This is a genomic window from Paraburkholderia largidicola, from assembly GCF_013426895.1.
GTDB classification, from domain to species: domain Bacteria; phylum Pseudomonadota; class Gammaproteobacteria; order Burkholderiales; family Burkholderiaceae; genus Paraburkholderia; species Paraburkholderia largidicola.
Genome location: NZ_AP023175.1, coordinates 1173646 through 1194192, shown reverse-complemented (window position 1 = coordinate 1194192; position 20547 = coordinate 1173646). Strand labels below are relative to the sequence as shown.

General features: G+C 63.1%; 24 protein-coding genes. 10 read left to right on the top strand and 14 right to left on the bottom strand.

Going from position 1 to position 20547, the window contains the following annotated elements:
* Positions 1 to 125: 125 nt before the first annotated feature.
* Entirely contained in the window at positions 126 to 530 is a 405-nt protein-coding gene (locus PPGU16_RS21925) for a DUF6232 family protein (protein WP_180724892.1), read from the bottom strand.
* A 93-nt stretch (positions 531 to 623) separates the two neighbouring features.
* Positions 624 to 1370 (bottom strand): carbonic anhydrase family protein, encoded by a 747-nt coding sequence (locus PPGU16_RS21920; protein WP_180724890.1) that lies wholly within the window; start codon positions 1368 to 1370, stop codon positions 624 to 626.
* Positions 1371 to 1560: 190 nt separating this feature from the next.
* On the opposite strand from PPGU16_RS21920, the gene PPGU16_RS21915 reads away from it, so the two are divergent.
* Positions 1561 to 2193 carry a helix-turn-helix transcriptional regulator gene (locus PPGU16_RS21915; RefSeq protein WP_180724888.1) on the top strand — a complete coding sequence of 211 codons (633 nt, stop codon included), beginning with the start codon at positions 1561 to 1563 and terminating at the stop codon, positions 2191 to 2193.
* A gap of 24 nt (positions 2194 to 2217) precedes the next feature.
* Here the strand turns inward: PPGU16_RS21915 and PPGU16_RS21910 are convergent, their stop codons facing one another.
* A complete protein-coding gene (locus PPGU16_RS21910; RefSeq protein ID WP_180724887.1) occupies positions 2218 to 3348 on the bottom strand; it encodes a DSD1 family PLP-dependent enzyme in 1131 nt (376 codons plus the stop codon).
* 97 nt (positions 3349 to 3445) lie between these two features.
* On the opposite strand from PPGU16_RS21910, the gene PPGU16_RS21905 reads away from it, so the two are divergent.
* Together PPGU16_RS21905 and PPGU16_RS21900 are read left to right on the top strand one after the other, a co-directional pair.
* Positions 3446 to 4366, top strand: coding sequence for a LysR family transcriptional regulator (locus PPGU16_RS21905; protein WP_180724885.1), 921 nt, complete (start codon positions 3446 to 3448; stop codon positions 4364 to 4366).
* A 148-nt stretch (positions 4367 to 4514) separates the two neighbouring features.
* Positions 4515 to 5480 carry a threo-3-hydroxy-L-aspartate ammonia-lyase gene (locus PPGU16_RS21900; protein WP_180724883.1) on the top strand — a complete coding sequence of 322 codons (966 nt, stop codon included), beginning with the start codon at positions 4515 to 4517 and terminating at the stop codon, positions 5478 to 5480.
* Positions 5481 to 5506: 26 nt separating this feature from the next.
* Here PPGU16_RS21900 and PPGU16_RS21895 read toward each other — a convergent pair whose 3' ends face one another.
* Positions 5507 to 5758 carry a hypothetical protein gene (locus tag PPGU16_RS21895; protein WP_180724882.1) on the bottom strand — a complete coding sequence of 84 codons (252 nt, stop codon included), beginning with the start codon at positions 5756 to 5758 and terminating at the stop codon, positions 5507 to 5509.
* 313 nt (positions 5759 to 6071) lie between these two features.
* Here PPGU16_RS21895 and PPGU16_RS21890 point away from each other — a divergent pair, with 313 nt between their 5' ends.
* The 3 genes from PPGU16_RS21890 (at position 6072) to PPGU16_RS21880 (ending at position 6929) form a co-directional block, all read left to right on the top strand.
* Positions 6072 to 6296, top strand: a complete 225-nt coding sequence (locus tag PPGU16_RS21890) for a hypothetical protein (RefSeq protein ID WP_180724880.1) — start codon at positions 6072 to 6074, stop codon at positions 6294 to 6296.
* 68 nt (positions 6297 to 6364) lie between these two features.
* Entirely contained in the window at positions 6365 to 6616 is a 252-nt protein-coding gene (locus PPGU16_RS21885) for a toxin HicA (RefSeq protein ID WP_197986851.1), read from the top strand.
* The gene (locus tag PPGU16_RS21880) at positions 6606 to 6929 is read left to right on the top strand and encodes a type II toxin-antitoxin system HicB family antitoxin (RefSeq protein WP_180724879.1); all 324 of its coding nucleotides are present in this window, start codon (positions 6606 to 6608) and stop codon (positions 6927 to 6929) included. The genes PPGU16_RS21885 and PPGU16_RS21880 overlap by 11 nt, the downstream gene beginning before the upstream one ends.
* Positions 6930 to 7045: 116 nt before the next feature.
* Here the strand turns inward: PPGU16_RS21880 and PPGU16_RS21875 are convergent, their stop codons facing one another.
* The 10 genes from PPGU16_RS21875 to phnG all read right to left on the bottom strand — a co-directional run bounded on the left by PPGU16_RS21875 (position 7046) and on the right by phnG (position 16938).
* A complete protein-coding gene (locus tag PPGU16_RS21875) occupies positions 7046 to 8218 on the bottom strand; it encodes a porin (protein WP_180724877.1) in 1173 nt (390 codons plus the stop codon).
* A 345-nt stretch (positions 8219 to 8563) separates the two neighbouring features.
* Positions 8564 to 9679: a succinylglutamate desuccinylase/aspartoacylase family protein gene (locus PPGU16_RS21870; RefSeq protein WP_180724875.1), complete on the bottom strand. Its 1116-nt coding sequence runs from the start codon at positions 9677 to 9679 to the stop codon at positions 8564 to 8566.
* Between the two features lie 265 nt (positions 9680 to 9944).
* On the bottom strand, positions 9945 to 10727 hold the full coding sequence (locus PPGU16_RS21865) for an ABC transporter substrate-binding protein (RefSeq protein WP_180724874.1): 783 nt from the start codon (positions 10725 to 10727) through the stop codon (positions 9945 to 9947).
* 344 nt (positions 10728 to 11071) lie between these two features.
* Positions 11072 to 12205, bottom strand: a complete 1134-nt coding sequence (locus PPGU16_RS21860) for an alpha-D-ribose 1-methylphosphonate 5-triphosphate diphosphatase (protein ID WP_180724872.1) — start codon at positions 12203 to 12205, stop codon at positions 11072 to 11074.
* Between the two features lie 25 nt (positions 12206 to 12230).
* Positions 12231 to 12986, bottom strand: a complete 756-nt coding sequence (gene phnL / locus PPGU16_RS21855; protein ID WP_180724870.1) for a phosphonate C-P lyase system protein PhnL — start codon at positions 12984 to 12986, stop codon at positions 12231 to 12233.
* 11 nt (positions 12987 to 12997) lie between these two features.
* Entirely contained in the window at positions 12998 to 13768 is a 771-nt protein-coding gene (gene phnK / locus PPGU16_RS21850; protein WP_180724868.1) for a phosphonate C-P lyase system protein PhnK, read from the bottom strand.
* Positions 13765 to 14673: an alpha-D-ribose 1-methylphosphonate 5-phosphate C-P-lyase PhnJ gene (locus PPGU16_RS21845; RefSeq protein WP_180724867.1), complete on the bottom strand. Its 909-nt coding sequence runs from the start codon at positions 14671 to 14673 to the stop codon at positions 13765 to 13767. Before PPGU16_RS21845 ends, phnK begins: the two co-directional genes overlap by 4 nt.
* A complete protein-coding gene (locus PPGU16_RS21840; protein WP_180724865.1) occupies positions 14670 to 15785 on the bottom strand; it encodes a carbon-phosphorus lyase complex subunit in 1116 nt (371 codons plus the stop codon). The genes PPGU16_RS21845 and PPGU16_RS21840 overlap by 4 nt, the downstream gene beginning before the upstream one ends.
* Positions 15785 to 16432, bottom strand: coding sequence for a phosphonate C-P lyase system protein PhnH (gene phnH / locus PPGU16_RS21835; protein ID WP_180724863.1), 648 nt, complete (start codon positions 16430 to 16432; stop codon positions 15785 to 15787). The genes PPGU16_RS21840 and phnH overlap by 1 nt, the downstream gene beginning before the upstream one ends.
* Entirely contained in the window at positions 16432 to 16938 is a 507-nt protein-coding gene (gene phnG / locus PPGU16_RS21830) for a phosphonate C-P lyase system protein PhnG (RefSeq protein WP_180724861.1), read from the bottom strand. Before phnG ends, phnH begins: the two co-directional genes overlap by 1 nt.
* A gap of 200 nt (positions 16939 to 17138) precedes the next feature.
* Here phnG and phnF point away from each other — a divergent pair, with 200 nt between their 5' ends.
* From phnF to PPGU16_RS21810, 4 genes are all read left to right on the top strand, one after another.
* Complete coding sequence (gene phnF / locus PPGU16_RS21825; RefSeq protein WP_180724859.1) at positions 17139 to 17900, top strand: phosphonate metabolism transcriptional regulator PhnF; 762 nt, start codon at positions 17139 to 17141, stop codon at positions 17898 to 17900.
* Positions 17897 to 18637: a DUF1045 domain-containing protein gene (locus PPGU16_RS21820; RefSeq protein WP_180724857.1), complete on the top strand. Its 741-nt coding sequence runs from the start codon at positions 17897 to 17899 to the stop codon at positions 18635 to 18637. The genes phnF and PPGU16_RS21820 overlap by 4 nt, the downstream gene beginning before the upstream one ends.
* Positions 18634 to 19233 (top strand): phosphonate metabolism protein/1,5-bisphosphokinase (PRPP-forming) PhnN, encoded by a 600-nt coding sequence (gene phnN, locus PPGU16_RS21815; protein WP_180724856.1) that lies wholly within the window; start codon positions 18634 to 18636, stop codon positions 19231 to 19233. The genes PPGU16_RS21820 and phnN overlap by 4 nt, the downstream gene beginning before the upstream one ends.
* Positions 19234 to 19334: 101 nt before the next feature.
* A complete protein-coding gene (locus PPGU16_RS21810; RefSeq protein WP_180724854.1) occupies positions 19335 to 20525 on the top strand; it encodes a M20 aminoacylase family protein in 1191 nt (396 codons plus the stop codon).
* The last annotated feature ends 22 nt before the right edge of the window (positions 20526 to 20547 follow it).

Sequence of the window (20547 nt, the reverse complement as noted above, 5' to 3'; positions counted from 1 at the left end):
CCTCGAAGTGGGCGGCGCGGCTGTGGAGACGCATTCACTGTAGCGGGCTGCATCTCAACCCGATGCAAAAAAAGACTACGTGCGCCGTCAATTTTGTGTAAAGACGGCGAGGCGGCGCGCGAGTTTTATTGGTTCTTCGGCGCGGCGGCAGCGGCGCCGGCCGAGGCGAGCGCGTCACGGACCGTTTGCGCGACGCGTTCGACGAACGACAGATCGATGCTCGACAGGGCTTCGCGTTCGCTGCCCGCTGTCTGGACCATCAGGCGATGCGTGACGTCCTGCGTAATCCACGTGAGCCAGCCGACGACGATCAGCATCACGCCAACCACCACACCCGCCGGCGACGCAAACACGCCGCCGACTACCGCGGCCACGGCGCCGACCAGCGAAATCGCCCAGGGCACGAGCCTGTTCTTCTGCACGGTAACGACGCGCACGTCTTTGATCTCGCGCAACGGAAAGACCTGGCCGGCCGCCGACAGCGCATTGCGCGTGACCGACACGCCGCGTTCGTTGAAAGGGGTATCCATCTATACGGGTTCAAGCTGGGAGAAAGGGCGCAGGGTAACAGAATATTCAATCGCCCTGTCAGATGCACATCAACCCGCCCGTCAACCCGCCGATCAGGGGAAAAACGCCAGCGCGCCCGTGCTCAGGTTGTACATCGCGCCGACGATCTTGATCGCGCCTTGCTGCTCCATGTCGGCCAGCACAGGGCTATCGCGGCGTATGTTGCCGATCGTCAGTTCGACGTTCTTGCGCGCCACGGCATTCACGAACTCATAGTTGGTCGCGGAGCGCTCGCCGGTGTACTCGGTCGCCTGGACAGCGGGTTTGATCTTGTCGAGCAATGCGGTGAGATTGCCCAGCTCGGCGTTCGCAATGGCGCCCTTGATCGCGCCGCAGGCCGTGTGGCCCATCACGACGACGACCTTCGCGCCCGACAGCTTGCACGCAAACTCCATGCTGCCGAGGATGTCGGTGTTCTCGACGTTGCCCGCAACGCGGCAGTTGAAGATGTCGCCAATACCGAGGTCCATGATGACCTCGGCGGGTGCGCGCGAATCGATGCAGCTCAGCAGCACGGCGGCCGGATATTGCCCCGCTGCGCTTGCGCGTTGCTCGCGCAGATAGTTGCGTGGTTTTCGCTCGCCTTTCTGGAAGCGCGCGTTGCCCTTTTTCATGTCGTCGATGATGTCTTGCGGCGACATCCGGTCGCGCTGCGCCCGGGTCAGCGCATCGGCGCGTGCCACGCCGGACAGGAACGTGATCTGGGCAAAGCCCGCGACGGCCGCAGCACTCGTCAACCTGAGAAATTGCCGGCGGCCCGAGCCTTTGTACTGCCGTGGATATTCATACGTATTGCACATGAGCGGCCTCACTCGTTTAGCAACGTCGTTACGACTCGAGGCGCTGCGTTCGATGCGGCATGCATGAGTCGAAATATAGGCGATGCCGGATCGCGTTCAAGAGAAATGAAACCGCACGACACTTCGGTTCGCTACGGATGCGACCGCAATTGACTGTACAATATGAGTAATATTAGATGAAACGTCTATCATGAAAAAAAGCGCGTTGGCGCGGGAGCACGAGTCGCTTCTCGATCAGGTGAAGCAGATCGCCGACGGTCTGGGGCAGACGTTCGCCCCATTTTGCGAAGTCGTCGTCCACGATCTGCGCGACCCGGGGCATGCGATTCTCGCGATACACAACAACCTGTCTGGGCGCGCTGTCGGCGACCCGGCAACGGAACTCGGACTCGCGCGGATCGCGGACGAAGACTACCCGCAGTTGCTGACCAACTATCCGAACCAGTTCGGCGACGGCCGCCGCGCGAAGAGCACGTCGGTCGGGATCAAGGATTCGTCGGGACGCTATGTCGCCGCGTTGTGTCTGAACGTCGATCTGAATCTGTTTCGCGGTATCCAGAATGTGCTGGAGCAGTTTTGTACGGCTTCGGGCGCAGGCGTAAAGGAATCGCTCGATCCGGCAAATGCCGAGGCGATCAGGGAGCGCATCGACCAGTACGCGATGTCGCTGTCCACCACGCCGCAGGCGCTGAAGACGGAGCATCGGCGCGCGTTGATGCAGGAGTTGAAGCAGGCGGGTTTTCTGGAGGTGCGCAAGTCGATGGAAATCATTGCGGCGCACCTGGGCGTATCGCGAGCGACGGTGTACAACGATGCGAAGTGACGCGGCGTTGTTATTCCCGCCCGCTCACCAGCCATAAAATCGCGGCCACGCCGACACACTGCCGTCGCGTGACAGCGCGTGATACTCGGGATGTTGAGCGCCCGTCGCACATGCGTGGTTGGGCAAAATACGCAATCGCGTGCCAACCGGGAAACGCTGCGCGATCGACGTGTCCGGTACGCCGGCTTGCGAGACGATGCCATGCTCCTGATTCGCGGCGCTCATCACGAAGCCTTCGACAGGCACGCCGTCTTCGGTGCAGACGAGCCCGTAGCCGAAGTCCTGCTTCTGGCGCTGCGTGCCGCGGTCGCGGCTCATCGCCATCCAGCCCGCGTCGACGATTGCCCAGCCTTTGCTCTCCTGATGACCGATCACCGTGGTCAGCACGCTGAGCGCGATTTCGTCGATGCCGCACACGGTCACGTTGTGCATCACGAGATCAAAGAATACGTAGACGCCCGCGCGCACTTCCGTCACGCCGTCTGGATGCCGCGCGGCGAGCGCGGTGGGTGTCGAGCCGATGCTGACCGTGTCGCAAGGTAGACCCGCCGCGCGCAGCCGTTCGGCCGCATGCGCGCAGCCGGCGCGCTCCTGTTCCGCAATCCGCTCGAGCTCTGCCGACGTGCTGTAGTCGTAGCTCGAGCCCGCGTGCGCGAGCACGCCGCCCAGCTTCATTTTTCCTTCGTGCAGAATGCGCCCGACTTCGAGCAGCAGATCGTCATCCGGCGCGATGCCCGAGCGATGTCCGTCGACGTCGACTTCGATCCACACCTCGAAGGTCGCCGCATGAGCATTGCCGAACGCCACGATGGCCTGCGCCGAATGGACGCTGTCCGTGATGATCTTCAGGCGACAGCCACGGCGGAGCAGTTGTAGTGCCTGTTCGAGTTTGCCGGGCGCCATGGCCACGGCATAGACGATATCGTCTATGCCTGCAGCGAAGAATTGTTCCGCCTCCTTCAGCGTCGAAACGGTGATGCCTTGCGCGCCGGCGGCAAGCTGCGCGCGCACGACCTGCTCGCACTTGGTCGTCTTGACGTGCGGTCGGAACCTGACGCCGAGTGCGTCCATCCGCGTTTGCATGCGCTGGATGTTGCGCGTCATGACGTCGACATCGACGATGGCAGCGGGCGTATTGAGCGAGGCGAGACTCACGGTGCTTTCCTTGTGGCAAGTGTGCGCGCATTGACTGTAGAGCCGTTGGGCTATAGTGTGGTTAATGATCCATCAACCTTCCATTTAATTGAGTTTAATGATCGATCTCGACGACATGCGCATGTTCAGGGCGCTCGGCACGACGCATTCGCTTGCGGGTGCCGCACGACTGCTCGACGTCACGCCGCCCGCGCTCACCGTGCGGCTGCAGAAGCTCGAAGAGCGCCTCGGCGTGCATCTCGCCGTGCGCGAGGCGCGCGGCATCTCGCTCACGGACGAAGGCACGCGTCTGATGCTCGAAGCAATCGATCTGCTCGAACGTCTCGAAACGCTGCCTGAGCGGATCGCCGCGGAACATCAGTCGGTATCGGGGAGCTTGCGCATCGTCGCGCCGCTGGGTTTCGGACGCGTTCACGTGGCGCCCGTTCTCAGGGACTTTCACCTGATGTACCCGAACGTGAAGGCAAGCCTGACTCTCTCTGATAACCCGCTTGCTGACAGCGCGGGCGCGGATATCGTGATCCATATCGGCGAAATGAAGGATTCATCGTGGGTCGCGCATGTGCTCGCGCCGAACGAGCGTTATCTGTGCGCGAGCCCGCGACTGGCGGCCAGTCTTGCCGCGCTCGAACATCCTCATGAACTCACGCATCTGCCTTGTCTGTGCCTGCGCGAGAACGACGAGGATGTATCGCGCTGGCGTTTCGAGCAGGCGTCAGGCAAACAGGCGAAACAGGGCAAGGCGGTGACGGTGCGCGTGACGGGCGCGCTGTCGTCGAACGATGGCGGTGTGATCGGTGATTGGGCAATGCGCGGGCTCGGCATCATGATGCGATCCGAATGGGACGCGGGCGCGCTGATCGCAAGCGGAAAGCTCAAGCGTTTGCTGCCCCAATGGCGGCTGGCGCCAGCGCCCATCGTCGCGCTCGTGCCGACGCGAAAGGGCGTGCCTGCCCGCGTGCGGCTCTTTCTCGACGCGGCGCGGGCCGCGATGGATCCGCCTCCATGGCGCAAATAGCACTGCACGGCGGCGTCGATTTACAAAATGTATTGACATAGACAATATGTCTAATCACAATTCGATCAATCCAGCGGGATAATTGCGCGTCGCTGTAGCTCGCGCGTTCCACGCCCGCGTCGCTCAACACCCTGTCTCCCGGACCACCATGCTCACTCTGCCCACTTATGACGACGTCGTTGCCGCATCCAGGCGGCTCGAAGGCGTCGCGCACCGCACGCCCGTTCTGACTTCGCGGACCGTCAACGACATGTTCGGCGCCGAAGTGTTCTTCAAATGCGAAAACTTCCAGCGCATGGGCGCGTTCAAGTTTCGCGGCGCGTTCAACGCGTTGTCGAAGTTCGATGAGCAGCAGCGCCGTCAGGGCGTGGTCGCGTTTTCGTCGGGTAATCACGCGCAGGCCGTGGCGCTGTCCGCGCGTCTGCTCGGCATGCCCGCAACGATCGTGATGCCGCACGACGCGCCGCACATGAAAGTCGAGGCGACCAAAGGCTACGGCGGCAACGTCGTCATTTACGACCGCTACAAGGAAGACCGCGAGCAGATTGGCCGCGACCTCGCGCAGAAGCACGGCCTGACACTGATTCCGCCCTACGATCACCCCGATGTGATGGCCGGGCAGGGTACGGCGGCGAAAGAACTGTTCGACGAAGTCGGGCCGCTCGACGCGTTCTTCGTGCCGCTCGGCGGCGGCGGATTGCTGTCGGGCTCGGCGCTGTCGACGCGCGCGCTGTCGCCGGACTGCGCGCTCTACGCGGTAGAACCGGAAGCGGGCAACGATGGGCAGCAGTCTTTCCGCTCAGGCAAGATCGTTCACATCGAGACGCCGAAGACGATCGCCGACGGCGCGCAAACGCAGCATCTCGGCCAGTACACGTTCCCGATCATCCAGCGCGATGTCACCGATGTGCTCACGGCGAGCGACGCGGAACTCATCGATTGCATGCGTTTCCTTGCGGCCCGGATGAAGATCGTCGTGGAGCCGACCGGTTGTCTGGGCTTCGCCGCCGCACGCCAGATGAAGGACAAGCTCAAGGGCAAGCGGATCGGCGTGTTGATCAGCGGCGGCAATGTCGATGTGCAAAAGTTCGCGGAGCTGGTCTCGGCGAGTTGAAGTCGATCGGCGCTCTGGCGACGGGACTAGCAGTACACGCCGAGATGCGCTGACATCGACGGTCCGCCTGCTTGAGGCGGAAAGACGCACCAGCCGCCGTCGTGATGACGAAAGAAGAAGATTGCCCGCGCGCCGCGCGTCGTCGATGCCTCGACGTGCGCGTATCTCGTTCCGTCCCTGCGCCGATGACCGAACCGCACGACCCGAATCTGCCCCAGTGGTCCGGGGGCGAGCCACTTTTCGACCTGAGAGTGCAGCGATTGGGCGGCGGTGTTCATGATCCACTCCTGTTGCTCATCCCGGTGTTTCGCATCGCTGCTTGCGCACGATGCCGTGGGATGAACTGAAGAGTAGGATCATCGATTCATTTATGATAGTTAATGTTTTTTATATTTATCATAAGCAATGATTGATTGATATTGCCCGAACGGGGACGGCGAGGTGCATGTCAACGGCGCGGCAAGAATTTGCGCAAGCTCATAGAATCGTCGCGCGCCCGGCTACGCGGGCGCCACTTTTTGACGAACATAGCTGGCGCGGCATGCGAAATGACGCTTTCCATGTGGCCGCAGCGGGAAGGAAGTACCCGACATGGAAGAGGTTTTCACATCGAGATCGAGCGCAGTCGCGCGCATCATGGCCGCGCGTATGGCGCTGATGAAGGATTCGGACACGCTATCGTTGAACGCCGGCGAAAAGGCGGCACGGCTCGAGCGCCTGGAACGCCTGCTCTTCGACGTCCGCGCGGACCGCATCAATGACTTCACGATGCCGACGGCGGACGGGGAAGTGCGGATTTTTGTGTCGCCGGATTAGTGTAGATCTGTTACCCGTACATCACGGCCGCGCCGACCGAATGGTGCCATTAATGGTACCATTCGTGCATGACAGAAAAAATCCTTGAACAAATGCGTCGTGAACCCGCGAACGTCCGTTACACGGCATTGTTCAAGGTCTGCGAGGAGTATTTCGGAAAGCCGCGTCAATCGGGTTCGAGTCACGCAGTTTTCCGCATGCCCTGGATGGGCGATCCACGCGTCAATATTCAAAACGAAAAAGGAAAGGCCAAGGCATACCAGGTTCGCCAGGTGCTGCAGGCCATCGATAAGCTGAAGGAGAGTCAACGTGCCCGCTGATCACTACACCTACCGCGTCACCTGGTCGCCGGAAGACGGCGAACATGTGGGGCTGTGCGCGGAGTTTCCATCCCTTTCGTGGCTTGCCCGTTCGCCCGACGCCGCGCTCAAGGGAATACGCGCTGCTGTCGCGGAAGCCATCGCCGACATGATCGAACAAGGTGAAGCCGTACCTGAGCCGCTCGCGGAGAAGCGCTATAGCGGCGAGTTCAGAGTACGCATTCCACCTGAGCAACATCGCGCGCTGGCGATGCAGGCGGCCGAGCAGGGCGTGAGCCTGAACCGGCTCGTCAGCATGAAGCTGGCAGCCTGAGTTTCACTTTTCACCTATCACCACCAACAAAAACGCCCCACAAAAGCGGGGCGTTTCCAGTCCATCTGCAAGCGTTCAGGCAAAGCGCCCGCAAGCGCTTCGCCCGACAACACAGCTTAGAACTTGTGACGCATGCCGACGCGGAACGCGAGCTGGTTCTGCGAGCCCGAACCCGACGTGTTGAAGTACGACGTCGACGAACCGATCTGAGCCTGGATCGGTGCGCCCGAAGCCGTCTTGCCCGACGCGTCCTGATAGATCACCAGGCCGTAGACGTCGGTACGCTTCGACAGCGCGTAGTCGACGCTTGCGTCCACCTGGTTGAAGTGGCCCGTCGTCGCGCCCGTCAGACGCGAGTACGTGTAGCCGAGGCCCGTCGTCAGCGCCGGCGTGAACGCATACTTCGCGCCGCCTTCGAAGTTGTTGAACGTCGTCGACGCGCCCGTGATCGGCTCGAAGTGCGTGTTCGTCCACAGCGCGTACAGCGTTGCCGGTCCGATGATGTAACGGCCGCCCAGACCGAACGTACGCAGGTCGCGCACGGTGGTGGTCGTGGCGCTCGTGTTCACGTTGGCGATCGACGTCGAGAATGCCGGCGTTGCCAGGCTCGGGAAACGGATGTCCGTGTACGCTGCGCCCAGGCCGATCGGGCCGTTCGCGTAGTTCACGCCGAAGCTGTAAGCGCGCGACGAGCCCGTCGCCGTGCCGACGGTCGGTGCGCCGCCGAATGCGCCAGCCTGGTTCGAGAAGCCATACATCGCACCGAACGTGAGACCTGCGTAGTTCGCGCTGCTGAACTTGACCGCATTGTTGATACGGCTCGACGTGAGCTGGTCGACGTCGTTGATGTGGTAAGCGTAGTTACCAGCGACCGTCAGGCCACCCGTCGAATAGTTGCTGCCCAGATAGTCGGTCGTGAACGCGTATTGACGACCGAACGTCAGCGAGCCGATGCCGTCCTTCGACAGACCCACGAACGCCTGACGGCCGAACAGTGCGCCGCCCTGGCCCGACGTGCCGTTGCCGCTGTTGAAGCCGCTTTCGAGCACGAACAGTGCCTTCAGGCCGCCGCCCAGGTCTTCCGTGCCGCGCAGGCCCCAACGGCTGCCTTGCGCCACGCCGTCGTCATACTTGAACAGCTTGTCGCTGCCGCCTGCTGCGTTCTTCGAGTGGTTTGCGTAGCTGATACCTGCATCGATGATGCCGTACAGCGTGACGCTGCTTTGTGCGTGCGCGGTCCCTGCAAATGCCGAGGCGAGTAGAGCGGTGGTAAGTACTTTCTTGTTCAAAGCTTTCTCCGAATTGAAAAATGGCGATCGCGAGCCAGACTCTGCGGCAGGTCGCGCGACGGGCGCAAATGTAACGAGGAGAAAGGAAAGGAATATGACAGCAAATGTTTTTGCTAAATATGTAGTACAAATACGACAGCGATTGCTTTGCGCGCAAAAGGCTCGTGCGCAAATCTGTGCATATGCTTCATATTTGCCGCGTCGCCACGCGAGTCACGAGCAGGTTTGTTTAGTGCCCGTCACGAAACAAATGTCGTTATGCATGAATTCAGAGCCAAAGAAAACGCCCGCATAAAGCGGGCGTTTTTCATTCGATGCGACGCAGTGTGCACGCCGCGAATGTCGTCAGGCCGACAGCAACTGCCCTGTGCGGAACGCCTTCGCGCCCGCAATCCGCACGATCTCCATGCCCGCCTGCGCGAAGCGCGACAGATGGCGCGCATACATCACGCCCGCCACCGTCGACTTCAACGTAATGACCTGATCGGTCAGCGGATCGATGATATCGGCGATGGGCTCGCCGGCATCGATCCACTTGCCCACTTCCTGGCGATACACGACGATACCGCTCACGGGCGTCACGATCGGCTCGGTGCCGGCGAGCGGCGTCGCGGCGAATTCGAGCGGCGGCATCGGCGCGGCTTCGCCGGCAATCACGCCGCGATGCGTCAGATATTCGATGATGCCCTGCGCGTCGTGCTCCGCGAACTCATACGACACGTCGCGCTGGCTGCGCAACTCGACGGTCACCGAGATCGAGCCGTTCGGGATCGGGAAACGGTCGCCGACGCGCGTGCGCAATTCCGACCAGCAGAAGCTGTGAATCTCGTCGAACGGATTGCCGACGGAATCCACCGCGAGCAGCGAAGCCTTCGAATCCAGATAGCGCGCAAGCGGCTCGACATCGGGCCACAGGTCCGGGTTCGTATACAGATGCAGGGCCGCTTCCCAGTCGCAATGCAGATCGAGCACGACGTCCGCGTCGTACGACAGCTGTTGCAGCGCGAGGCGTTGCGATTCGATCTCGGTGCGCGGCTTTTGCGCGTCGAGCGCTTCGCCCATGGCCTGACGGATGATCGTGCGGTTCTGGTCGGCGTCCGTCGTCAGACGCGCTTCGATCACGGGCTCGATCAGGTCGAACAGGTTGTAGAAGTTGCGGTTGAAGTTCTGCGCGGTGTTCGTTTCGAAGCGGCCAGCGAGCAGGCCGAGCACATGCTGGTTCAGGCCGATGGGGTTCGCGACGGGCACGATCACGACTTCGCCGCGCAGCTTGCCGGCAGCTTCGAGCGCTTCGAGCTTGCGGCGCAGCGCCCACGACACCAGCATGCCGGGCAGTTCGTCAGCGTGCAGCGATGACTGGATATAGACCTTCTGTCCACCGCTCGGACCGTAGTGGAAGCTCGTCAGGCTGCGAGCGGTGCCGAGGGTCGGGGAAATCAGCGGATGATTGAGGGTTTGCATGATTGGTGTGGCGCCGCCAGCAATGCGCGGGCGCCCTATAGTTGCAGAGGTATGACTTCGGATTGACTGCTGAAAACGGTGGCGCGCGCAACGGCTGCGCCGTGAATCGTTCGATCTTAGCCCATTTGCGCAGCGCGGGCGACGCTGTGCCGCTGCATGGACTCGCCTCCTGTCTCGGCGTCAAAAGCAAAACGGGCTCCGAATGGAGCCCGTCTGCATACCGGCGCGTCGCGCGGGTGAACCGCGCTACGCACTGCCGTGTCGATCAGCCGCCGTACACGTCGAACGTGAAGTACTTCTTCTCGATCTTCTTGTACGTGCCGTCCTTGATGATCTCGGCGATCGCCTTGTCGACGGCCGCCTTCAGGTCCGTATCTTCCTTGCGCATGCCGATGCCTGCGCCTTCGCCGAGGATCTTCTTGTCTTCGAGATCCTTGCCGACGAACTGGAAGCCCGCGCCGCGCGGCGTCTTCAGGAAGCCGATGTCAGCCTGCACAGCGTCTTGCAGTGCTGCGTCCAGACGGCCCGAGATCAGGTCGGCATAGACCTGGTCCTGGTTCTGGTAAGGCACGACCTTCGCGCCCTTCGGTTCCCAGTAGGTCTTCGCGTAGGTTTCCTGGATCGTGCCCTGTTCGACGCCGACCGACTTGCCCGACAGCGATTCCGCCGTCGGCAGGATGTTCGAGCCCTTCTTGGCGACGAGGCGCGTCGGCGTGTTGAACAGCTTCGACGAGAAAGCGATCTGTTCAGCGCGTTGCGGCGTCATCGACATCGACGACAGCACGCCGTCGAACTTCTTCGCCTTCAGTGCCGGGATCATGCCGTCGAAGTCGTTTTCGACCCACACGCACTTCGCTTTCAGGCGCGTGCAGATTTCATTGCCGAGGTCGATATCGAAGCCGACCAGCTTGCCGTCAGAACCCTTCGATTCGAACGGCGGGTAGCTGGCGTCGACGCCGAAGCGGATGGTGGTCCAATCTTTGGCGTGTGCGCCGATCGATACGGTGGCGAGCAGGGCAACCGTCAAAGCCGCAAGCAGTTTCTTCACTGATGTACTCCCGGGAGTGGTTCAAAGTGTCCCGCATGCGGTTGTGCCGCTGCGCGACGTTGCCCGGCCGTTGTGCCGGGCTTGTCTCTATGTGGTTGCCGGCTGGCCCAGCCAGCAACGCGCGCCAAGCTTAACAAATCAAAATATTTGCGGTGCTAGTGAAACACCGGATGGCACAGGAGTATTGCCTCTAACGGGCGGTTTTGTGATATGGGGCAGGAAGGTCGTTCTGAAAGCAAAACGAAGGCGAACAGAAGGCGAAACAGGCGTTTGCCGCCCATGCGGCAGTGCGGCAAACGCTTTTCGTTCAAGCGCTTAGGTCGTCGACGAGGTGAAGGCGGCGATCAGACGATCCGCTCGCCGCCGCGATAGGTCGCGCGCGGCACCGGCAATGCGTCGAGCATGGTGACGCGCACGAAATCCGCGCGCAGCCCGGCTTCGATCGCGCCGCGGTCGTGCAGCCCAGCTGTGCGCGCCGGTTCCGCCGACACGGTCGCCATCGCGCGAGGCAGGCTCCAGCCGGCTTTTTCGACGAGTTCGAACGCGGCCGTCAGCAGACTGGACGGCACATAGTCCGACGACAGGATGTCGAGCAGATCCGCCTTGGCCAGTTCCAGCGCCGACACGTTGCCCGAATGCGAGCCGCCGCGCACGATGTTCGGCGCACCCATGATGGTCGCGATGCCGTGGCGATGCGCGGCTTCGGCGGCGATGCGCGTGGTCGGGAATTCGGCGAGCACGATGCCTTCTTCGGCGGCCTGCTGCACGTGCTCGACGAGCGTATCGTCGTGGCTCGCGACGGGCACGCCCAGCGCCTTGCAGCGCTCGACGATCTCGCGGCGGTGCGCATCCGCGAAACGCTGCTGTTCGTCTTCGAGTTCGACGAGCGTCGCGGCCATGTGCTCGTCCGTCATCTTGCCGTGGCGCTCCTGGAAGCGGCGCCACTGCTCGCGGTCATGCCACTGGCGCTGTCCGGGCGTGTGATCCATCACCGACGCGAGACGCAGCAGCGGATGGCCCTTGAGCGCATCGAACAGTTCGACGACATCGGCCGTTGCGATTTCGCAGCGCAGATGCAGAAAGTGCTCGGCGCGCAGCAGCTTGCGCTCGGAGAAACGCTGCAGCGCTTCGGCGCAGCGCGTTTGCGTATCGGCGCGGCGCAAGCCGACGTTCGAGCGCGAGCCGATTGCGAGCGCGTCGAACACGGTCGTGATGCCTGCAGCGGCGACCTGTGCGTCGTGAATCACGAACGCGGCATCCGTATTCCATTCGACGCCCGGCCGCGGCAACAGATGCTTCTCCAGATTGTCCGTGTGCAGTTCGATCAGGCCCGGCAGCAGATAGTCGCCCTCCCAGTCCTGCGCGTCCGCAGCCGACGTCGTGCCGCGCGCGACGTCGCGAATCACGCCGTCCTCGACGCGCACGACGCCTGTGAATACTTCGTCCCGCGTAACGACGCGGGCGTTCTTGATCAACATGTCGATGCTCCGTAGCGGATCGATATCAGTGTAATGCCGTTGCGTGACGCAGCGGTGGCGTCAATTCCAGCCTGCGTGTGGCGACCTTCGCGCGCGTGTCTTCATCGTGGAAGATGCCGACGATCGCCGCGCCGCGCCCGCGCGCCTCGACGATCAGATCGGCGACGATGTCGCGGTTTTCCGCATCGAGCGAAGCGGTCGGCTCATCGAGCAGCAACACGGGATGCCCGGCGATCAGCCCGCGCGCAATGTTCACGCGCTGTTGCTCGCCGCCCGAAAACGTTGCGGGCGCAAGCGGCCACAACCGTTCGGGCACGTTGAGCCGCGCGAGCAAGGCGGCGGCGCGCGCATGTGCTTCGTCTTCATCGACGCCGCGCGAAACCAAAGGCTCGGCGACGAGATCGAGCGTGCTCACGCGAGGAATCACGCGCAGAAACTGGCTCACGTAGCCGACCACGCCGCGCCGCAAATGCAGCACGTCGCGCGGTTCGGCGCCCGTGATCCGCAAATGTTTAGCTTGCTGCGCGTCGTCGCGAATCGCGATCGTGCCCGCACTCGCCAGATAGTTGCCGTACAGGCAGCGCAAGAACGTGCTCTTGCCCGCGCCCGACGGCCCGACCAGCACGACGCACTCGCCGCGTTCGACGTCGAGCGACACGCCCGCGAGCGCGTCGATCTGCACGCCACCCTGGCCGTGTAGCGTGAAGGTCTTGCCGATACCGACGGCGCGCAGCATCAGCGCGTCGTTGTCGATGAACGATGTTTCGATGGACGTTGTCATCGCGTGAGACCTCAAACGGGGAGAACGGAGGAAACCAGCGTCTGCGTGTACGGATGCTGCGGGTCGTCGAGCACCTGATCGGTGAGACCGGCCTCGACCACTTCGCCGCCTTGCATCACCATCAGCCGGTGCGCGAGCAGGCGCGCGACGCCGATATCGTGCGTGACGATCAGCACGGACAGATGCAGCGTCGATGTCAACGTGCGCAGCAGATCGAGCAGACGCGCCTGCACGGACACATCGAGACCCGCGGTGGGTTCGTCCATGAACACGAGACGCGGCCCCGTGACGAGATTGCGGGCGATCTGCAGACGCTGCTGCATGCCGCCCGAAAACGCGGAAGGCAATTCGTCGATACGCGATGCATCGAGTTCGACGCGCGCCATCCATTGCGTGGCCGTGTCACGAATCTTGCCGTAATGGCGCGCGCCGACAGCCATCAACGGCTCGCCGATATTCGCGCCCGCCGACACGCCGTTGCGCAGCCCGTCGCGCGGATTCTGCTGCACGAAACCCCACTCGGTGCGCATCAGAAGACGCTTGCGCGGCTCGGACAAGGCAAGCAGATCGAGCGTCTCGCCGTGCGCGCTCGCATAGTGCAGCGTGCCGGAATCGGCGGTATTACGGAGCGCGAGCGTGTTAAGCAGCGTCGTTTTGCCCGAACCCGATTCGCCGACGATGCACAGCACTTCGCCCGGATACAGATCGAAGCTGACATTGCGGCAACCGTTGCGGCCGCCGTACTGTTTGGTGAGCGCGCGTGCGCTCAGAAGCGGCGTCATGCGCTCTCTCCTTCGCTGTTTTCAGTGCCTTGCTGTTCGCGGCGGTCGTGGCAATAGTCGCTGTCGGAGCAGACGAACATGCGCTTGCCCGCATCGTCGACGATCATTTCGTCGAGGAAGCTTTCCGTCGATCCGCACAACGCGCAGGCATGATCCCAGCGCTGCACTTCGAACGGATGGTCGTCGAAATCGAGGCTTTTTACCGGCGTAAAAGGCGGAATCGCGTGGATGCGCTGCTCGCGTCCCGCGCCGAACAGTTGCAGTGCGGGGTTCATATGCATCTTCGGGTTGTCGTACTTCGGAATCGGCGACGGCGACGCGAGGTAGCGCCCGTTGACGATCACCGGGTAGTCGTACGTCGTCGCGATGCTGCCGTGATGCACGATGTCTTCATACAACTTCACGCTGATGAGGCCATAGTCAGCAAGCGCGTGCAGCTTCTTGCATTCGGCCGTGCGCGGCTCCAGCCGATACAGCGGCTCGGGCATCGGCACCTGATAGACGAGAATCTGCTTGTCGGTGAGCGGCGTTTCGGGGATGCGGTGACGCGTCTGCACGATGGTCGCTTCGCTCGTCTTGCGCGTGGTGTTGACGCCTGTCGTACGCGCGAAGAAGCGGCGAATGTTGACCGCGTTGGTCGTTTCGTCGGAGCCCTGGTCTATCACCTTGAGCGTGTCGTCGCGCCCGATGATCGACGCCGTCACCTGAATGCCGCCCGTTCCCCAACCATACGGCAACGGCATTTCGCGCGACGCGAACGGCACCTGATAGCCAGGCACGGCCACGGCTTTCAACAGCGCGCGGCGGATCATGCGCTTGGTCTGTTCGTCGAGGTAGGCGAAGTTGTAGCCTTCGGCGGCGCTGTCGTGCGCGGCCGTTTGCATCGTCGTGTCGGGCGCGTTCATGCCGCTTGCTCCTGTTGATCGTTGTCGTCGTCGCGTGCAGCATGCTTGGCGCGCAAGCGTCGCACGAGTTCGAGTTCGGACTGGAAGTCGACGTAATGCGGCAGTTTCAGATGCTGCACGAAGCCCGACGCTTCGACGTTGTCGCTATGCGACAGCATGAATTCGACGTCCTGCGTCGGCGAGCCGATCGTTTCGCCGAGTTCTTCCGCACGCAAGGCGCGATCGACGAGTGCCATCGCCATTGCCTTGCGCTCGGAATGACCGAACGCGAGACCATAGCCTTGCGTGAAGGTCGGCGGCACTTCGCTGCTGCCCGCGAACTGGTTGATCATCTGGCATTCGGTGACGTCGATTTCGCCGATCTCGACGGCAACGCCCAGTTCGTCGGGTTCCATTTCGACCGCGACCGTGCCGAAGCGGATTTCGCCCGCGAACGGATGCGAGTGCGCGTAACCGCGTTGCGTCGCGTAGCCCATTGCGAGCAGGAAGCCTTCATCGCCGCGCGCGAGGTTTTGCAGGCGCGTCGCGCGGCTGGCAGGAAACGACAACGGCTCGCGCGACAGGTCGCCGGGTTCGGGCGCGTCTTCCGATACGCGCTCCTGTTCGATCAGGCCTTCCTTGTCGAGCAGCGAGACGACGCGTGGCATGGCGTCCTGCGCGGCGGGTTCGGTGCGCTTGACGTTCAGCGCGCTTTCGCCGTCACCTTCGGCCAGCAGCGTGAAGTCGAGCAGACGCTGTGTGTAGTCGTAGGTCGCGCCGAGCATCTGTCCGCCGGGCACATCCTTGAAGGTCGCGGAGATGCGCCGTTCGATCCGCATGTCTTCCGTATCGACGGGCTGCGTGTAGCCGAAGCGCGGCAGCGTCGTGCGATACGCGCGCAACAGGAAGATCGCCTCGACGAGATCGCCCGCGGCCTGCTTGATCGCCAGCGCCGCAAGCTCTTCGTCGTAGACGGAGCCTTCCGTCATCACGCGCGCGACGGCGAGCCGCAGCTGCGTACGAATCTGCGCAACGCTCAATTCGGCGAACTGCGTGTCGCCGCGGCGTGCCTTGTCGAGCAGGCGCCACGATGCTTCGATCGCGCGCTCTCCACCTTTGACGGCAACGTACATTAGTTGAGCTCCACGTGGGTTGTGCGCGGCAAGCCGATCAACGTGTCGCCGCAGACGAGATAACAGTCGATGCCGCACGGAAAGAGCGGCGCGAGTTCGGCGCGTTCGCGCCAGAAGCGCTCGGGCAGTCCGGCGGGCGCGATCGTGTGCGTGTGTTCGATGCCGGGACCGCGCAACACGACAGGCGAACCTTGCGTCAAGGAATCGACGCGCACGATCAGCGTCACCGATTGTTCCGGCGTTTCCGGCTCGCCGAGCGCGAAGCACGACAGCGGCGGCAACGTGCTCGCGTCGTGGACATAGGCGAAGGCGGCGTCTTGCGGTTCGTCGACGAGCGGCGCGCCCGTGTGAAAGCGCAACGCGGAGCCGAGCACGGCGTCGGGCTGCGCGAGCCAGACGGGCGTCGAGTAGTCGCACAGCGCGAGCAGCGCGGCAAACGCGGCGAGATCGGCGCGCGCGTGCGGCAGCGTGTTGCGCGCGTCGCTGCGGGATGCAGGCAAGACATTGTCGATCGTGCCGATCTTGCCCGGACGCGACAGCGTATCGAGCAGCGTGCGGAACACGGATTGGGTGTCGTGCACAGGGTCAGTGAAGCCCGGCGTCAGCGTCGACAGCGCGATCTGCGGAGATTGAGCGGAAGTGTTCATCAGTCGCCTCGGACCATCGTGAAGAATTCGACGCGCGTCGATGCAGCGTCCTGCTGGCGTTGCGCCTGTTTCGCCGCGAGCTGCGAAGCGAGCGGCGCAATCAGTTGCGCCTGCAATCGTGCGTGATGCTGCGGCGTTTGCAGCAGCGCGTCTGCAATAGCAGCGAGTTCGGCGCGGCGGCGGTCGCGGCCCAGATGACAGGCAACGCCAACGGTGGTGCCTTCATCCGATTCGTCGCGCAGACGCAGCGTCGCGCGCGTCACGGTCGCTTCGCCGAGATTGAACGCGTCGCCCGTGCCGCCGACCCGCCCGCGCACCATCGCCAGCCCGATTTCGGGCGGACGCAGCCAGTCGAATGCGGGAAGCGGCAGGCCTTCCATTGCGCGGTTCAATGCGGCTTCGAGATCGGTGCGTGCGGAGCGGGCCATGACTGCCATCCACGCGCGGCGGGCAGGGTTGGCGGAAGCGGGGGAGTCAGCTAAAGGAGGAGAGGCGGCGGCACTCATCGGGTTTCCTGGAAGTTTCCTGGAGAAGGGATACTCGGTGGCGAGTCCAGACATTTGAGCATCTATTCGTCTAAACGTCTAGACGTTTAGAGCTAAACTGTCGCTTGCTCGTGACAGAAGGCGCAGTTTCATATTTCCGCCACGGCACGCGGACTACAATGCACAGAACGCTTATTGGAACCGAAGGGAATGACAGCACCATGACATCGAACGACGACGCGGCGCCGGGCACGATGCTAGAGCGGGGAGCGGGCGTCGCCGTGTGGCGGCAGATCGAGCAGATACTCGCGAAAGAGATTGCGGCAAGCGGTTTCGGCGACGACGGGCGTCTGCCGAGCGAAGGCGAACTGGCCAAACGCTTCGACGTGAACCGCCATACCATCCGCCGCGCAATGCTGGGTCTTGCGGCCCAAGGGCTCGTCAGCGTCGAACAGGGACGCGGCACGTTCGTGCAGCCGGGCGCGATCGATTACACGATCGGCCGTCGCACGCGCTTCACCGAAAACTTGCGTCAGCAACATCATTCGCCGGCGGACGCGATGTTGCTATCGGCGGCGCGCGTGAAGGCGGATCCGACTGTCGCGAAGGCGTTGGGTCTGCGAGCGGGGGCGTTCGTCTACCGCATCGAGTCGGTGCATGCAGCGGACGGCGTACCTCTCACCTACTCGCGCAGCTTCTATCCGGCTGCACGGTTCGTCGATCTGCCCGATGTGCTCGAACGCAAAGGTGGTATGACCAGGGCGATGGCCGAGTATGGCGTGACCGACTATCTGCGCAAGTGGAGCCGTATCGGCAGCGTGCTGCCCGAGCCGGAAGTCGCGCGGCGTCTTGGCATCAACCGGCAACAGCCGGTGCTGTGGGTCGAGAACGTCGATGTCGATACGGAAGGCATGCCGATCAAATACGGCTTCACGCATTTCGCCGCCGACCGCGTGCAATTGATGGTGGAGCACGACGTATGAGCGCGGCCATGCAGAACGCGTGGAGCGCGCAGGCGCGCTTCGCGATCTACTACGCGCCTGCGCGCGCGTCGGGCTGGTGGGATGCCGGCTCGATATGGCTCGCACGTGATGCCGAAAGCGATACATCACTCGATCCGCATGATGCGCCCGCGCTGTCGCAACCGCTCGCGCAACTGACGACCTCGCCGCGCCGTTACGGCTGGCACGGCACGCTGGTCGCGCCGTTTCATCTCGCGGAGCATGTGACGGTCGCCGATCTGCTCGACGTATCGGAAAGCTGGGCGCAAACGCAGATGCCGTTTGCATTGCCCGTCGAAGCGGCGACGCTGGGCGGCTTCGTTGCGCTGCGTCCGGCTACGCCATCCGGTGAAGAACAGATGCGCGCGCTCGCCGCCGATGCGCTGCGCACCTTCACGCCACTGCGCGTCGCGCCATCCAGAGCGGATATTGCGAAACGCATGGAAGCGCCGCTCACGGAACGTCAGCGCGAATTGCTCGTCGAATGGGGATATCCGTATGTGCTCGACGAATTCCGCTTCCATATGACGGTGTCCAATTCGCTCGACAACGCCGCCGATCGCGCCGCGATAGTCGAATGGTGGCATCGCGAGGCGCAGCGTCTCGGGCCGTTGACGATCGACGGTGCGGCGATCTTCGTCGAGCCGGCGCCGGGCGAGCCGTTCATGTTGTGGCAACGGCTCGCGTTCACGGCGAAAGAAGGACAGGAGAACGCATGAAAGGCCGCTTGATCTATGTGGTCGGCCCGTCGGGCGCGGGCAAGGATTCGCTGCTGCATTTCGCGCGCGAGCATGTCGCGGGCACGTCCGTCGTGTTCGCGCATCGCTACATCACACGCGAGACGGGGCACAACGAAAACCACATCGCGCTGACCCGCGAAGAGTTCGACGCACGCTCGGCGCGAGGTCTCTTTGCGCTCGAATGGTCGAGTCACGAATTGCACTACGGCATTGGCATCGAGATCGATGCGTGGCTCGAGCGGGGCTGCACGGTCGTCGTCAATGGCTCGCGCGCGTATCTGTCGCGTGCGTTGAAGCGCTATCAGCATCTCGAAGTCGTGCATGTTCACGCGGCGCCCGATATTCTCGCGGCGCGTCTGTCGGCGCGTGGCCGTGAAACGCGGGAGCAGGTCGAGGCGCGCCTCGCGCGTCAGGCGCCGTTTGCGCTGCCCGACGGCGCGCATCTGACGCATATCGACAATTCCGGTTCGATCGAAGAAGCGGGCCTCGCGTTCGTCAACGTGCTAAAGGGCTTCGCGCGCACACAAGATCGGGCGCATGCCGCCGAGTCGGCGTCCAGTGAAAGCGTCAAGTAAGCTGAAGGTGTCGTCGTCTTACGGGAAAAGTCGCGCGTTGCTATAGTCTGCGGTTTAACGCTGCGCGCAAGACGCAGTACGTGAACCCCGGAGTACACCTGATGACCGACGCCACCCGCCTGACCGAAATCGCCGACCTCGAACCTGCCGCCGCCGCGCTGCGCGACATTCGCCATCACATTCACCACCATCCGGAACTCGCGTACGAAGAGGTCGCAACGGCGGCGCTCGTCGCGGAAAAGCTGGAAGCGTGGGGTTGGCAGGTGACGCGCGGGGTTGGCAAGACGGGCGTGGTCGGCACGTTGAAGGTGGGCGACGGCGCGCGCAGCATCGGCTTGCGCGCGGATATGGATGCGCTGCCCATCATCGAGCAGACGGGGTTGCCGTACGCGAGCGGCACGCACGGCAAGATGCACGCATGCGGCCACGACGGCCACACGACGATGCTGCTCGGCGCCGCGCAGCATCTGGCCAAGACGCGCCGTTTTTCGGGCACTGTGCATCTGTATTTTCAGCCGGCCGAGGAAAGCGGCATCGACAGCGGTGCGAAGAAGATGATCGAAGACGGCCTGTTCGAGCGGTTTCCGTGCGACGCCGTGTTCGGCGTGCACAACCATCCGGGCGCGGAGCCGGGCAAGTTCCTGTTCCGCAAGGGCGCGTTCATGGCGGCGGGCGACAAGGCGACGATTACGATCGAAGGCGTCGGTGGTCACGCGGCGCGCCCGCATCTGACCGTCGATCCCATCGTGATCGCGTCGAGCATCGTAATGGCGCTGCAGACCATCGTCGCGCGTAACGTGAACCCTTCGCAGCCTGCCGTGGTGACGGTCGGCACGATGCATTCGGGCGTGGCGAACAACGTGATTCCGTCGAGCGCGAAGCTCGAATTGAGCGTGCGCTCGTTCAGTCCGGAAGTGCGCGCGCTGTTGAAAGAGCGCATCAAGGAACTCGCGGAAAGCCAGGCCGCGAGTTATGGCGGCAAGGCGCACGTCGAGTATGTGGAAGGGTATCCCGTCGTCGTGAACACGGACGCGGAAACCGAGTTCGCGATCGAGGTGGCGCGCGAACTGGTCGGCGCGGAAAACGTCGAGCCGAACGCCGACATCCTGATGGGCAGCGAGGACTTCGCGTTCATGCTCGAACAGCGGCCGGGTTCGTTCCTGCGCCTGGGCAACGGCGTCGGCGAAGACGGCTGCATGGTGCACAACCCGCACTACGATTTCAACGACCGCAATCTGCCTGTCGGCGCGGCGTACTGGGCGCGTCTGGTGGAGCGTTATCTGGGCCGTTGATCGGGTGCGTTGCGCGCAGGCG

What these genes read in the sequence shown, in the direction of transcription:
- PPGU16_RS21915 (WP_180724888.1), top strand. Translation starts at nt 1,561, where the DNA reads ATGAAAAAAAGCGCGTTGGCGCGGGAGCACGAGTCGCTTCTCGATCAG.
- PPGU16_RS21925 (WP_180724892.1), bottom strand. Translation starts at nt 530, where the DNA reads ATGGATACCCCTTTCAACGAACGCGGCGTGTCGGTCACGCGCAATGCG.
- PPGU16_RS21870 (WP_180724875.1), bottom strand. Translation starts at nt 9,679, where the DNA reads ATGCAAACCCTCAATCATCCGCTGATTTCCCCGACCCTCGGCACCGCT.
- PPGU16_RS21820 (WP_180724857.1), top strand. Translation starts at nt 17,897, where the DNA reads ATGAGCGCGGCCATGCAGAACGCGTGGAGCGCGCAGGCGCGCTTCGCG.
- phnL (WP_180724870.1), bottom strand. Translation starts at nt 12,986, where the DNA reads ATGACAACGTCCATCGAAACATCGTTCATCGACAACGACGCGCTGATG.
- PPGU16_RS21895 (WP_180724882.1), bottom strand. Translation starts at nt 5,758, where the DNA reads ATGAACACCGCCGCCCAATCGCTGCACTCTCAGGTCGAAAAGTGGCTC.
- PPGU16_RS21860 (WP_180724872.1), bottom strand. Translation starts at nt 12,205, where the DNA reads ATGTTGATCAAGAACGCCCGCGTCGTTACGCGGGACGAAGTATTCACA.
- PPGU16_RS21900 (WP_180724883.1), top strand. Translation starts at nt 4,515, where the DNA reads ATGCTCACTCTGCCCACTTATGACGACGTCGTTGCCGCATCCAGGCGG.
- phnH (WP_180724863.1), bottom strand. Translation starts at nt 16,432, where the DNA reads ATGAACACTTCCGCTCAATCTCCGCAGATCGCGCTGTCGACGCTGACG.
- PPGU16_RS21885 (WP_197986851.1), top strand. Translation starts at nt 6,365, where the DNA reads ATGACAGAAAAAATCCTTGAACAAATGCGTCGTGAACCCGCGAACGTC.
- PPGU16_RS21845 (WP_180724867.1), bottom strand. Translation starts at nt 14,673, where the DNA reads ATGAACGCGCCCGACACGACGATGCAAACGGCCGCGCACGACAGCGCC.
- PPGU16_RS21840 (WP_180724865.1), bottom strand. Translation starts at nt 15,785, where the DNA reads ATGTACGTTGCCGTCAAAGGTGGAGAGCGCGCGATCGAAGCATCGTGG.
- phnG (WP_180724861.1), bottom strand. Translation starts at nt 16,938, where the DNA reads ATGAGTGCCGCCGCCTCTCCTCCTTTAGCTGACTCCCCCGCTTCCGCC.
- phnF (WP_180724859.1), top strand. Translation starts at nt 17,139, where the DNA reads ATGACATCGAACGACGACGCGGCGCCGGGCACGATGCTAGAGCGGGGA.
- PPGU16_RS21890 (WP_180724880.1), top strand. Translation starts at nt 6,072, where the DNA reads ATGGAAGAGGTTTTCACATCGAGATCGAGCGCAGTCGCGCGCATCATG.
- phnN (WP_180724856.1), top strand. Translation starts at nt 18,634, where the DNA reads ATGAAAGGCCGCTTGATCTATGTGGTCGGCCCGTCGGGCGCGGGCAAG.
- phnK (WP_180724868.1), bottom strand. Translation starts at nt 13,768, where the DNA reads ATGACGCCGCTTCTGAGCGCACGCGCGCTCACCAAACAGTACGGCGGC.
- PPGU16_RS21810 (WP_180724854.1), top strand. Translation starts at nt 19,335, where the DNA reads ATGACCGACGCCACCCGCCTGACCGAAATCGCCGACCTCGAACCTGCC.
- PPGU16_RS21920 (WP_180724890.1), bottom strand. Translation starts at nt 1,370, where the DNA reads ATGTGCAATACGTATGAATATCCACGGCAGTACAAAGGCTCGGGCCGC.
- PPGU16_RS21905 (WP_180724885.1), top strand. Translation starts at nt 3,446, where the DNA reads ATGATCGATCTCGACGACATGCGCATGTTCAGGGCGCTCGGCACGACG.